We start from the raw sequence: 13,298 nt of genomic DNA, 5'->3' as shown, positions 1-13,298 counted from the left end.
GTCGCCGCATCCAGACTAGGATGTCAGCCCGCAGGATTCGTGACGATGCGCGAGACCGGCCTGATGTGGGCGAACGTGCTGCGGGCGTTCCAGGTCGGGAAAGCCCTTGCGAGCGACAGGTCGCCGTCGAGTTGAATGCGGTCCTCGCGGGTGGCCTGGGCCCAAGTAAGCTGTCCGGCGTGCCATTTGACGAATGCTTCGGCTTCCGCCGTGACGTAGAGGTCCTCGTCGAGGCCGGGATTCGTTTTGCAGATCTCGGTGTCTCCAAGCTCGATAAGCAGCCAATAGCGCTCACGGCGTGGGCGGCCGGTGAAGTCGAAACGGATGACGACGCGCCGATCCGGGAGCCGGTCCCGGCGTAGCGCATTGCACATCGACCACAGGGCCACAAAGGGGTCGAGATGCTGGGGCGCTATCTCGAGCCAACGAGCTCCCCATTCTCCGAGCGATTGGCAAACCGCGAAGAGGTCATGCCCGGCGAATGTGAGCTCGTAGTGGCGCCCGCGCCCGTCGGGCTTGGGTGCCGACTCGACGACACCGACCGATTCGAGCTGCTTGAGCCGCTCAGAGAGCAACGTACGGGAGAGTCCGGGCGCGCCCTCCAGAATCTCGCTGAAGCTTCCGCAGCCAAGGTACAGGTTGCGGACGATCAGCGGTGTCCAGCGCTCGGCGAAAATCTCGGCGCCGCGGGCGATGGGGCAGTACTGGCCGTACGTTCTCACACCACCAGTGTTCCACGCCCGACGTCGGCTGTGAAGTCCAGATTCTTGACTATACGGCAGCGCTACACGGTGGTCCGATGTTGCCTCCCTTCGAGAGAGGAGGACACGATAATGACAGCTATGATCGAAGGCGTCGGCCTCCAGAGCAAGGAAACAGGCGTCGCGGAGATCGGCGATTTCCGGGGCAGGCTGATCAGTGCCGACCAAGACGACTACGACACCACCCGCGCAGTGTGGAACGGCGCCATCGACCGGCGCCCGCGCCTGATCGCCCGATGCATCGGGACCTCCGACGTGATCACGGCCGTGCGTTTCGCCCGCGGCCACGATCTGGAGATCGCCATCCGAGGTGGAGGCCACAATGTGGCGGGCACCGCCGTTTGCGACGACGGCATCGTCGTCGACCTCTCGGCGATGCGGGGCGTGCGGGTCGATCCCGTAAACCGCAGGGCATGGGTACAGGGTGGCGCGCTGTGGGGCGATGTCGACCACGAGACGCAGGCGCACGGTCTCGCCACCACTGGCGGGATCGTTAGCCACACTGGAGTTGCCGGACTCACCCTCGGCGGTGGCGTCGGCTGGCTGATGCGCAAGCATGGCCTCACAGTCGACAACCTCGTCGCCGCCGATCTCGTGACTGCCGACGGCGAGCTGCTGCGGGCATCCGAGGACGAGCACCCCGACCTGTTCTGGGCGCTCAGAGGCGGCGGCGGCAATTTCGGCGTGGTCACCTCGTTCGAGTTCCGTCTCCACGCCGTCGGGCCGACCGTTCTGGCCGGGCCCATCCTCTGGGACGCTAACCACGCCGGGGACGTCCTCCGCTTCTACCGCGACTTCGTCAGAGATGCTCCCGACGAGCTCGGCACGGTCGTGAGGTTCGGTACCGCCCCGCCGCTGCCCGTCATTCCTGAGTATCTGCACTGGCGCCCCGTGATGATCGTGGGTAGCTGCTACGCCGGGTCGATAGAGGATGGCGAGAAGATGCTCCGGCCGCTCCGCGCATTCCGGACTCCCCTTCTCGACCTCGTCGGGGCCAAGCCGTACGCGGTATTCCAGAGCGCGCTCGACTCGACCGTCGTCCACGGCTGGAACTACTACTGGAAGTCCACCCATCTATCCGAGCTTCACGACGACCTCATCGACGTGATCGCAGGGCATGCGTTTTCCTCTTCGTCGCCACGGTCCTATGTGGCGATGTTCCATCTGAAGGGGGCGGTGAGCCGGGTGGCCGAGGGCGAGACGGCATTCGGGAACCGCCAGGCGTCGCACGCGATCACCCTTGATGCGGTGTGGCGGCCCGGCGAGGACTGTGGAGACCGGGATACTGTCTGGACCAAGAGGTTTTTCGCCGCCCTCGGACAATTCCGCGAAGGCGTTTACGTCAACTTCCTCGGCGGCGACGAAGATCCGGACCGGGTCCGCGAGGCGTACGGCGACTCTGTCTACGACCGGCTGGTGGACGTGAAGACCACGTACGACCCCGACAACGTCTTCCACCACAACCAGAACATCCGCCCGGTTCGAGTGACGGTGTAGGCGGTTCCGGCGGCGTGGGCGATATTGATGCGTGTGGGTGGCGCCACTGCCGGAGGCGCCTGGGCGGGTGCATAATCGGGCGCCAGGGAGAGCGACTCGCCTGGCTGGAAGCCCTGACCGCGACAACGAACGATCCGCTCAGTTGCGCGTTCGGCGGCAGCAGGCGCGGGCCCATGAAAACCCTGACGGCACGACCGGCTGGGTGAGAATGCCCCCGCCTTGATCCCGCGCATGATCCTCGTTCTGCGCAGACTCGGCCGCTTCCGCGAAGCCCTCAGCCGGAAGGCCCACCGAACATCTCCCGCGCCTGTTCGGCCGTGTAGTAGCCGAGCCTGACATCCTCGGCGACCAGCTTCGGGTCGCGCTCGCTCGGGTCGCCGTAACCGCCACCGCCGGGCGTGCCGACGCGCACGCGGTCGCCGGCTTTGAGCGCGATATCCTGTTCCTTGGAAAGATGCGGCGGCACATGCGCTTCGCCGCCGCGGAACACGGTCACGCTGTTCGGCGCTCCGTCCTTGCCGCCGAGTGCGCCTTGCGGGCCGAAACGGCCGTGGTCCATGACAAAGGATGCGCGGGCCTCGCCGCGCAATATCTCGACCTCATAGGCGAGCCCAAAGCCGCCGCGATGCCTGCCGGCGCCGCCGGAGCCTTCGCGCAGCGCATAATGCCGATAGAGTACCGGAAAGGCCTGCTCCATGATCTCGACCGGCGGCGATTTCGAAATGCCGATGGTCGAGCAGCCATTGCTCAAGCCGTCATGGCCGGCATTGCCGCCATAGCCGCCGCCCGAGATCTGGTACATGACATAGTCGCGCCCGCGCACGGGATCGTTGCCGCCGAGCGCGAAATTGCCGCTGGAGCCGGCGGGCGCCGCCGTCACCTTCTCCGGCAACGCCTGCACCATGGCCGCGAACACCGATTCGGCGATACGCTGCGAAACCTCCGCCGCGCAGCCCGATACGGGCCGAGGATATTTCGCGTCGAGGAAGGTACCCTCCGGTCGCCTCACGATCAGCGGCTCGAAAGCGCCGGCGCTGATCGGCACTTCGGGGAAGATGTGGCGCATGGCGAGATAGACCGACGACAAGGTCGTCGCCAGCACGCTGTTCATCGGTCCGGCGCAAGGCTTTGACGAGCCGCCGAAATCGAAGGTCAGCGTGTCGCCTTTCTTTTCGACCGCGAGATTGATGGTCAGCGGCTCGTTCACTACCCCGTCGGAATCGACGAAGGCCTGCGAGCGGTACACGCCGTCCGGTATGACCGCGATCGAGGCGCGCATCTGCTCGGCGGCTCGCCGCCGCAACTCGGCAATTGCCTCGACGACGGTTTCGTCGCCGTAACGATCGAGGATTTCATTGAGCCTGTCCTGGCCGATCAGCAAGGCAGCCGCCTGCGCGCGGATATCGCCGATGCGCTGGTCGGCAACGCGGATGTTCGAGCAGATGATGGCGTAGATTTCCGGATCGAGCGCGCCCTTCTTGAACAGTTTCACAGGCGGCAGTCGCAAGCCTTCCTGCTCGACGGCCGTGGCCGAGGCCGAGAAGCCGCCCGGCACCGAGCCGCCGATATCCGGCCAGTGCCCGGTATTGGAGAGCCAGCAGAAAATCTTGCCGGTCCGGTAGACCGGCATGACGAAGCGCACGTCCATCAGATGCGTGCCGCCGAGATAGGGATCGTTGACGATGTAGATGTCGCCGGGCTCAGGCGCCAGGCAGCGGCCGTCGGCGATCATCTCGATCACTGTCTTCGTCGAATACTGCATGACGCCGACGAACACCGGCAGGCCCTGGCTGCCCTGCGCGATCAGCGAGCCGTCCACCGCCGAATAGATCCCGTCCGAGCGGTCATTGGCCTCGGCGATGACTGGCGAGAAGGCCGCGCGGGAAAACGTCAGATCCATCTCGTCGCAGACCTGCTGCAGGGCCGCCTGCAGCACCGAAAGCGTGATCGTGTCGAGCTTTGCCATCTTAGGCCTCGCCGATGTCGATGATGATGTTGCCGTCGGCGTCCGAGCGCGCCCGGTCGCCAGGTTCGAGCACCGTGGTGGCGTCCATCTGCTCCAGGATCGCCGGCCCCTCGAGGACCGCGTCGAGCGGCAGCTTTTCGCGGGCATAGACCGGCGTGTCGTGCCAGGTGCCGTGATACCAGACCGGCCGGATCTCGCGCCGCGCTTCCTCAAGCGTCGCCGCGCGCCCCGCCGGGTCGATCAGGCGCGACAGGTCGATCTGCGGCCGCACGCCGGTCACCGAGGTGTTGAGGTTGACCAGATTGGCGCGGATCTCCGGCAGCTCGACCTTGAAGCGCGCGAAATAGGCCTTTTCGAACAGCTGCTGCAGCGTCGCCCGCGTCACCGACGGCGAAGGCAGCGGCACGTTGATGATGTGGGTCTGGCCGACGAACTGCATGTCGGCGGAGTGGGTGACGCGGATCGCGTCCGGCTTCACCGCTTCCTTGGCGATCAGCGCCTCGCCTTCGTTACGGTGCCGTTCCAATACCTGGCGAATAGCAGCTTCGTCGAGCCCACCGACCGGCTGGTTGACCGTGTTGACGAAGTCATGCCGCAGATCGGCGACCACGCAGCCTAGCGCGTTGGTGATGCCGGGGCGCGCCGGCACCAGCACGCGGGGCAGGCCGAGCTCGCGCGCCAGCGCCGTCGCATGCAGCGGCCCGGCGCCGCCAAAGGCGAACAGCGCGAAATCGCGCGGATCGTGGCCGCGCGACACTGACACCATGCGGATGGCGCCCGCCATCTTCATGTTGCCGAGCCGCAAGACAGCGCCCGCTGCCTCGACGCCGGAAAGGCTGGTCCGCTTGCCGATCCTGTCCTCGAAGATGCCAGTGACGCGCTCGACGGTGACCGGATTGTCGACCGCCAGCAGCTTCTTCGGCGCCAGCCGGCCGAGCACCAGATTGGCGTCAGTGATGGTCGGCTCGGTGCCGCCGCGGCCATAACAGATCGGGCCTGGATTGGCGCCGGCGCTTTCCGGGCCGATCTGGATCAGCCCGGCCGCGTCGACGCGCGCGATCGAGCCGCCGCCGGCGCCTACCGTGTGCACCGCCACCATCGGCACATGGATCGGCATCGCATATTCGATTTCGATCTCGTTCGAGACGGCTGGCTCCGCATTGCGGATCAGCGCCACGTCGGTCGAGGTGCCGCCCATGTCGTAGGTGACGAGGTTGCCGAAGCCGGCCCGCTTGCCGGTATAGGCGGCGGCGATCACGCCCGAGGCCGGGCCGGACATCACGGTCTTGGCCGATTCCTGGGTGACGAAGCGGGCCGAGATCATGCCGCCATTGCCGTTCATGATCAGGAAGTCGCGGGCATAGCCTTTTGCGCCGAGTTCCTTGCGCAGCCGCTCGACATAGCGTTCGAGGATCGGCTGCACCGAGGCGTTGACCGCCGCCGTCACGCCGCGCTCGAACTCGCGCGCTTCCGAAAGCAGCGCATGGCCGGTGGTGATGTGGCCGTTCGGCCAGAGCTCGGCCGCGATCTCGGCCGCGCGCCGCTCATGCGCCGGGTTGGCGTAGGAATGCAGGAAATGGATGACGAGCGACTCGCAGCCGGCAGCGAGCTGCCGCTTCACCGCGTCGCGCATTTCTGCCTCGTCGAGCGCAACGCGGACGGTGCCGGACGCCTCGACCCGCTCCGACACTTCGAGCCTGAGATCCCGAGGAATGACGGGGACGAAGGTACCCGTCATGCCATAGGCCTGCGGGCGGGTGCGCCGTCCAAGCTCGATCACGTCGCGGAAGCCGCGCGTGGTGATCATGCCGGTTCGTGCCAGCCGCCGCTCCAGCACCGCATTGGTGGTGGTCGTCGTACCGTGCACGATGAGGTCGATGCCGTCGACCGGAAAGCCGGTGGCGCCAAGCGCGGCGACCACGCCAAAGGCCTGATTTTCCACCGTCGTCGGGGTCTTGGCGATATGCACTTTGCCGCCCGCCTTGCCGTCGATCAAAAGCAGGTCGGTGAAGGTTCCGCCGACATCGATGCCAGCAACGACGCTTCCAGCCGATGCCGAAAATTTCTCATTCATTGCCGAAACCCGAAATACGACGACTACGGATATGCCTCGGTTTGGAAAGGCGTTTTACGCTGCCATCTTGACCTGGAGATCATTTGTATACTAATAAATTCCGGACACAAGAGCTTACCGCTTGGCAGTGTGCGAAGGGCACGTCGGAACCTGACCGTTCGGGCGCGCAGGAGAAGGTTTGGCGCCAGCGCCGCGAGCCTGGGCCGGAAGGTTGGGTTTGATGAACACGACATCCGCGTTGAACGTTGCCGGCGCCAAGCCGCTGCAGTTCCCGATTCCGGCCAATGTTTATGCCGAGACCGTGGTCTCGGTGAAGCACTACACCGACCGGCTGTTCTCGTTCCGCATCACGCGCCCGCAGTCGCTGCGCTTCCGCTCCGGCGAGTTCGTCATGATCGGCCTGCCCAATGCCGAGAAGCCGATCTTCCGCGCCTATTCGGTCGCGAGCCCCGCCTGGGACGACGAGCTCGAATTCTTCTCGATCAAGGTTCCGGACGGTCCGCTGACCTCCGAGCTGCAGAAGATCGAGGTCGGCGATACCGTCATCATGCGCCAGAAGTCGACCGGCACGCTGGTGCTCGACGCGCTGACGCCCGCCAAGCGCGTCTTCATGATCTCGACCGGCACCGGCATCGCGCCCTTTGCCAGCCTGCTGCGCGATCCCGACACCTACGAAAAATTCGACCAGGTCATCCTCACCCACACCTGCCGCGACAATGCCGAGCTGACCTACGGCCAGGAACTGGTGGCGGCGCTCGAGAACGACCCACTGATCGGCGAGCTGACCGGCGGCCGGGTCACGCTCTACAATTCGACGACCCGCGAGGAGTCGGCGCGCATGGGCCGCATCACCGCGCTGATCGGCTCGGGCAAGTTCTATTCCGATCTCGGCATCGACAAGCTCAACCCCGAGACCGACCGCATCATGATCTGCGGCTCGATGCACATGCTGAAGGACGTCAAGGAACTCGCCGAAAGCCTCGGCTTCCAGGAGGGCTCGCTCAGCCATCCCGCAAGCTTCGTCGTCGAGCGCGCCTTCGTCGGCTGAGGCGTGCGGCCATCCGGTCAGATGTTTTGACCATACGGTCAAAAATCTGCTGCTTCGGCGTCCTTTTTCCGCTATGACCCTTTTGAAAGACTCGTGAAGCGTCGCTTCACGGGCTATCTTTGTGTGCGTCGGCCAACGACGAAGGCATAAAGCGCATGCGCGCCGGAACGAAAGGGCAGGAGATGAGCAGCACCATCCGCGAGGCCGGCGCAGGCGCGTCCAAAATCATGCCGCTGCCGGCGCGCGCCGCTGCCAACACGCCGGTGCCGCTGGAGCACGGCATCGCCCGCAATCCCGGCATGAAGCTCGATCTCGGCTTCCTGGAATCGGTGCGCAGCGTCAACCGCTCGGCGCTGGAGCGCCGTGTCGCCACGCTCACCAAGCGGCGATCGATCAAGGCCGACAACCAGGCCGCCTGGCTGCTGCGGGCGATCGCCTGCATGGACCTCACCACGCTGAACTCCAACGATACCGACGAGCGCGTGCGCCGGCTCTGCGCCAAGGCGATCAATCCGCTGCGCAAGGATATCGTCGACGGTCTCGGCATCGCCGGCGAAACCATCCGCCCGGCGGCGGTCTGCGTCTATCATCCCTTCGTCGCCACCGCGGTGGACGCTGTGCGCGGCACGGGCATCCATGTCGCTGCCGTCTCGACCGCCTTCCCGCATGGCTTAGCGCCGCTGTCGACCCGCCTGCAGGAAATCGAGGCTTCGGTGCGCGACGGCGCCGACGAGATCGACGTCGTCATTCCGCGCGGCCTGGTCTACGGCGCCAAGTGGCGCGAGCTGTTCAACGAGATCGTCGCCATGCGCGCCGCCTGCGGTGAGGCGCATCTGAAAGTCATCCTCGGCACCGGCGACCTCGCCACGCTGCGCAATGTGATGCTCGCCTCCATGGTGGCCATGATGGCGGGGGCCGACTTCATCAAGACCTCGACCGGCAAGGAAAGCGTCAACGCCACGCTTCCCGTCGGCCTCGCCATGGTGCGCGCCATCCGCGCCTATTTCGAGGAGACCGGATATCTCATCGGCTTCAAGCCGGCCGGCGGCATTTCCACCGCAAAAGTCTCGCTCGACTGGCTGGTGCTGATGAAGGAAGAGCTCGGCAGGCCCTGGCTCGAGCCGGACCTGTTCCGCTTCGGCGCTTCCAGCTTGCTCACCGACATCGAACGTCAGCTCGAGCATCATTTGACTGGCCACTATTCGGCCAACCATCGCCACGCGATGGCGTAGCGCCGTCTACCCTCCCCCTTGTAGGGAGGGTCGCCGCGCAGCGACGGGGTGGGGGTCGAAAGAACAAACTGCCTGTCCAATGAACCGAACCATCAGCCATTTACCCCCACCCCGATCGGCGTTGCCGATCGACCCTCCCTACAAGGGGGAGGGTAAAGGAGCCGCCCCATGAACATCCTCGAACGCTACCACGCCATGGAATACGGCCCGGCGCCGGAAGCCCGCAACGAGGCCGATGCCTGGTTGGCCTCGCGCGATTTTTCCAAGGCGCTGTTCATCGACGGCGCCTGGAAAGCAGCGGCGGGCGGCAAGACGTTCGACACCAGCGAGCCGTCCTCAGGCAAGCTGCTTGCCAAGGTTTCCGATGCAGGCGCCGCCGATATCGATGCCGCGGTCGCCGCGGCCGCCAAGGCGCTGCCGAAATGGTCGACCTCCACAGGCTACGCCAGAGCAAAAGTGCTCTATGCCATCGGCCGCGCCATGCAGCGCCACCAGCGCCTGTTCGCGGTGCTGGAATCGATCGACAACGGCAAACCGATCCGCGAGAGCCGCGACATCGACGTGCCGCTGGCCATCCGCCACTTCATCCATCACGCCGGCTGGGCGCAGACGCTTGAGAAGGATTTTCCCGGCCACAAGCCGGTCGGCGTCGTCGGCCAGGTCATCCCATGGAACTTCCCGCTGCTGATGCTGGCCTGGAAGATCGCGCCGGCTTTGGCCACCGGCTGCACGGTGGTGCTGAAGCCGGCCGAGTTCACGCCGCTCACCGCCATCCTGTTCGCCGAGATCTGCGAGCGCGCCGGCGTGCCGAAAGGCGTCGTCAACATCGTCCAGGGCGGACCTGAGGCGGGTGCTGCGATCGTCAATCATCCCGGCGTGCAGAAGATCGCCTTCACCGGTTCTTCCGAGGTCGGCAAGATCATCCGCAAGGCGACCGCGGGGTCGGGCAAGAAGCTGTCACTGGAGCTTGGCGGCAAGTCGGCCTTCATCGTCTTCGAGGACGCCGATCTCGACAGCGCCGTCGAGGGTCTTGTCGATGGCATCTGGTTTAACCAGGGCCAGGTCTGCTGCGCCGGCTCGCGGCTTCTGGTGCAGGAAGGCATCGCCGAGGCCTTCATCGCCAAGGTCAAGGTCAGGATGGGCCGGCTGCGCCTCGGCAGCCCGCTCGACAAGAACACCGATATCGGCCCGCTGGTCGACCGCACCCAGCTCGACCGCGTCAAGGGCCTGATCGCCGAAGGTGCCAGGCAAGGCGCCATCTGCTGGCAGCCGGATGCTTCCTTGCCGACGACGGGCTACTATCATCTGCCGACGCTCGCGACATCTGTTTCGCCGGCAAATATCCTGGCGCAGGAAGAGGTCTTTGGCCCCGTGCTGGCGACGATGAGCTTCCGCAACACCGAGGAAGCGATCGAACTTGCCAACAACACGCGCTATGGCCTTGCCGCCTCCGTTTGGAGCGAGAACGTCAACCTCGCCTTGCATGTCGCGCCGCAATTGAAGGCAGGCGTCGTCTGGGTCAACGGCACCAACATGTTCGACGCTGCTTGCGGCTTCGGCGGCTATCGCGAAAGCGGCTTCGGCCGCGAGGGCGGACGGGAAGGCATGTTCGAATATCTGGCGGGAAAACTGCCTGTCGGCCCCGCTATCAAGCCGGCCGCGGCCGGCTCGGCCCAGCCGGTCGAGCAGGCCGACGGCATGGTCATCGACCGCACGGCCAAGCTGTTCATCGGCGGCAAGCAGGTGCGGCCCGACGGCAACTACTCGCTCGCCGTCGCCACCGCCAAGGGCAAGCTTGCCGGCGAAGTCGGCCTTGGCAATCGCAAGGATATACGTGATGCGGTTTCTGCTGCCCGCGCGTGCAAGGCCTGGTCGGACGCGACGGCCTTTAACCGCAGCCAGGTGCTCTACTATTTCGCGGAAAACCTGTCCGGCCGCGCTGACGAGTTCGCTGCCCGTCTTGTCCAGCTCACCGGCGTTGCCGCCAAAGCGGCCCGTGAAGAGGTTGAGCAGTCTATCGAGCGGCTGTTCCTTTATGCCGGTCTCGCCGACAAGTTCGAAGGCCGCGTCCACCAGCCGCCGGCCCGCGCCGTCACGCTGGCGCTGCATGAGCCTGTGGGCGTCGTCGGCATCGTCGCGCCGGACAATCAGCCGCTGCTTGGGCTAATCTCGCTGGCGGCCCCTGCGCTCGCCATGGGCAACACGGTGGTGGCCGTCCCGTCCGAGCGCCACCCGCTTTTGGCCACCGATCTCTACCAGGTGATCGAATATTCCGACTTGCCTGCCGGCGCCATCAACATCGTCACCGGCCGCAGCGCCGAGCTTTGCGACGTGCTGGCCAAGCACGACGACGTCGACGGGCTCTGGGTGTTTGTCGATGCCGACACCTGCGCCAAGGCCGAAGCAGATTCCATCGGCAACTTGAAGCGCGTCTGGAGCGGTAACGGCCGCAGTCTCGACTGGGCATCGAGCGAAGCCGCCGGCGAGGCCTTCCTGCGCCGTGCCATCGAGGTCAAGAACGTCTGGGTGCCTTACGGCGACTGAAGCTTATCGCTGGAAGCGCGCCGGCTTGCGGCCATTGTCGCGAAGGTGATCGCCTTCGGGCTTGACGCTCACGCGTGTGTTCTTTAACGAGAAAAAACATCTTTATCTATGAAGGCAGCGGCATAGGCTGCACGATGTCGGCCGTCTGGCCCACGACGCCGCAGCCGGTCATGATAAAGAGCGGACGCACCAGGCAGGCGAGGAGAAAAGCATGGCGGATTTGGCAGGCAAGGTGGTTGTGGTCACCGCGGCGGCGCAGGGCATCGGGCGGGCGAGCGCGCTGGCCTTCGCCAAGGCTGGCGCCACCGTTCATGCCACCGACATCAACGAGCCGCTGTTGGCAGAACTTGGCAAGACTGCCGGGATCAAGACCCGCAAGCTCGACGTGCTCAACGACGCGGCCGTTACTGCCGCCTTCGCCGAGATCGGACGGGTCGATGTGCTGTTCAACTGCGCCGGCTTCGTCCATGCGGGCTCGATCCTCGAAATGACGGATGCCGATCTCGACTTCGCCTTGAACCTCAATGTCCGCTCGATGATCCGCACCATCCGCGCCGTGCTGCCCGGCATGCTGGAGCATGGCGACGGCTCGATCATCAACATGGCGTCGCTGGCGAGCTCACAGAAAGGCGTGCCGAACCGCTTCGTCTATGGCTTGACCAAAGCGGCCGTCGTTGGCCTGACCAAGGCGGTCGCCGCCGACTATGTCGCCAAGGGCATTCGCTGCAACGCCATTTGCCCCGGCACGGTTGAAAGCCCGTCGCTGCAGGACCGCATGCACGCGCAGGGGGACTACGAAGCAGCCCGCGCGGCCTTCATCGCCCGCCAGCCGATGGGGCGGCTTGGCACGCCCGAGGAGATTGCCGATCTCGCCGTCTATCTGGCTGGCGCGACCTACACGTCGGGGCAGGCCTACAATATCGACGGCGGCTGGTCGATCTGACTTGTTGCCTTGGGAAAGCACGGACAGAGAAGACAGCGGCCTCATCCGGCATTTATCGGCAGAGGGATCGCAGGGTCTGAAAATCCTGCCCTCGGGCCCAGCGTGAGTGAGATGCGCGCTTGCTGGCGATCGGGACGGCGATTACGGTCCGCCCGACTTCGCGAAAGAGTTCGAGAAAACGGCCGCTGGCCGCAAGGTGGAGAGAAAAGATGAAGTTGTTGCGCTATGGCGAGGCGGGAAGCGAACGGCCCGCCCTGCTCGATCAGGATGGGACGATCCGCGACCTTTCGGCTCATGTCGTCGACATCGCCGGCACGGCGCTCGATCCGGCTTCGCTGGAGATGCTGTCGAAGCTTGACCCGAAATCGCTGCCGGCTGTCCCCGGCAAGCCGCGCATGGGCGCCTGCGTCGCCGGCACCGGAAAATTCATCTGCATCGGGCTCAACTATTCCGACCACGCCGCAGAGACAGGCGCCACGGTGCCGCCGGAGCCGATCATCTTCATGAAGGCAAGCTCGGCCATCGTCGGGCCGGATGACGACGTTCTGATCCCGCGCGGTTCGGTCAAGACCGACTGGGAGGTCGAGCTCGGCGTCGTCATCGGCAAGACGGCGAAGTATGTCAGCGAGGACGACGCGCTGGACTATGTTGCCGGCTATTGCGTCTCGCACGACGTTTCCGAGCGTGCCTTCCAGGCCGAGCGCCAGGGCCAGTGGACCAAGGGCAAGTCCTGCGACACCTTTGGCCCGATCGGCCCCTGGCTGGTGACCAAGGACGAGATCGCCGACCCGCAGAATCTCAAGATGTGGCTGACCGTCAACGGCAAGACCATGCAGAACGGCTCGACCAAGACCATGGTCTACGGCGTCAAATATCTGGTCTCCTATCTCAGCCAGTTCATGTCGCTGCATCCCGGCGACATCATCTCCACCGGCACACCGCCGGGTGTCGGGCTGGGCATGAAGCCGCCGGTGTTCCTGAAAGCCGGCGACGTCGTCGAGCTCGGCATCGAAGGCATGGGCCAGCAGAAGCAGACGTTCAAGGCGGACGAGTAGGACGCAGACTTCCCCTTCTCCCCTTGCGGGAGATGATGGCCGCGAAGCGGCCGGATGAGCGACTATCTGAGGTGTCAAGTTGCATTTGCGAACTCGCTGCGCGCGTCGCGTGCTTTTGCATTGAGAATGACGAGCAGCTTGCGGGCGAGCGCGATACGGATGACCATTTTCTCCTTGC

Annotated in this window: 9 protein-coding genes and 1 pseudogene; 6 read left to right on the top strand and 4 right to left on the bottom strand. The window is 65.2% G+C overall.

The features are described from left to right. Positions 1–23: 23 nt before the first annotated feature. On the bottom strand, positions 24–722 hold the full coding sequence (locus EN853_RS08465) for a helix-turn-helix domain-containing protein (RefSeq protein WP_127859531.1): 699 nt from the start codon (positions 720–722) through the stop codon (positions 24–26). 111 nt (positions 723–833) lie between these two features. On the opposite strand from EN853_RS08465, the gene EN853_RS08460 reads away from it, so the two are divergent. Further along, a complete protein-coding gene (locus EN853_RS08460; protein ID WP_127859532.1) occupies positions 834–2,258 on the top strand; it encodes an FAD-binding oxidoreductase in 1,425 nt (474 codons plus the stop codon). A 274-nt stretch (positions 2,259–2,532) separates the two neighbouring features. Here the strand turns inward: EN853_RS08460 and EN853_RS08455 are convergent, their stop codons facing one another. Beyond that, positions 2,533–4,224, bottom strand: coding sequence for a hydantoinase B/oxoprolinase family protein (locus tag EN853_RS08455; RefSeq protein ID WP_127859533.1), 1,692 nt, complete (start codon positions 4,222–4,224; stop codon positions 2,533–2,535). A gap of 1 nt (position 4,225) precedes the next feature. Then, positions 4,226–6,298 (bottom strand): hydantoinase/oxoprolinase family protein, encoded by a 2,073-nt coding sequence (locus tag EN853_RS08450; RefSeq protein ID WP_127859534.1) that lies wholly within the window; start codon positions 6,296–6,298, stop codon positions 4,226–4,228. Between the two features lie 220 nt (positions 6,299–6,518). Between EN853_RS08450 and EN853_RS08445 the strand changes: the two genes are divergently transcribed. The 5 genes from EN853_RS08445 (at position 6,519) to EN853_RS08425 (ending at position 13,120) form a co-directional block, all read left to right on the top strand. After that, a complete protein-coding gene (locus tag EN853_RS08445; protein WP_127859535.1) occupies positions 6,519–7,346 on the top strand; it encodes a ferredoxin--NADP reductase in 828 nt (275 codons plus the stop codon). 182 nt (positions 7,347–7,528) lie between these two features. Then, a complete protein-coding gene (gene deoC / locus EN853_RS08440) occupies positions 7,529–8,578 on the top strand; it encodes a deoxyribose-phosphate aldolase (RefSeq protein WP_127859536.1) in 1,050 nt (349 codons plus the stop codon). A 168-nt stretch (positions 8,579–8,746) separates the two neighbouring features. Then, positions 8,747–11,122, top strand: coding sequence for an aldehyde dehydrogenase family protein (locus tag EN853_RS08435; RefSeq protein WP_127859537.1), 2,376 nt, complete (start codon positions 8,747–8,749; stop codon positions 11,120–11,122). A gap of 211 nt (positions 11,123–11,333) precedes the next feature. After that, a complete protein-coding gene (locus EN853_RS08430) occupies positions 11,334–12,065 on the top strand; it encodes an SDR family oxidoreductase (protein ID WP_127859538.1) in 732 nt (243 codons plus the stop codon). Between the two features lie 209 nt (positions 12,066–12,274). After that, positions 12,275–13,120 (top strand): fumarylacetoacetate hydrolase family protein, encoded by an 846-nt coding sequence (locus EN853_RS08425; protein ID WP_127859539.1) that lies wholly within the window; start codon positions 12,275–12,277, stop codon positions 13,118–13,120. A gap of 74 nt (positions 13,121–13,194) precedes the next feature. Here the strand turns inward: EN853_RS08425 and EN853_RS35270 are convergent. Next, positions 13,195–13,298 (bottom strand): annotated as a pseudogene (locus EN853_RS35270) (IS110 family transposase); the annotation flags it as partial.

This window comes from Mesorhizobium sp. M1C.F.Ca.ET.210.01.1.1, assembly GCF_004791585.1.
Lineage (GTDB): Bacteria > Pseudomonadota > Alphaproteobacteria > Rhizobiales > Rhizobiaceae > Mesorhizobium.
Note: the sequence above shows the minus strand (reverse complement) of the source record. Positions and strands in the feature narration are given on the sequence as shown.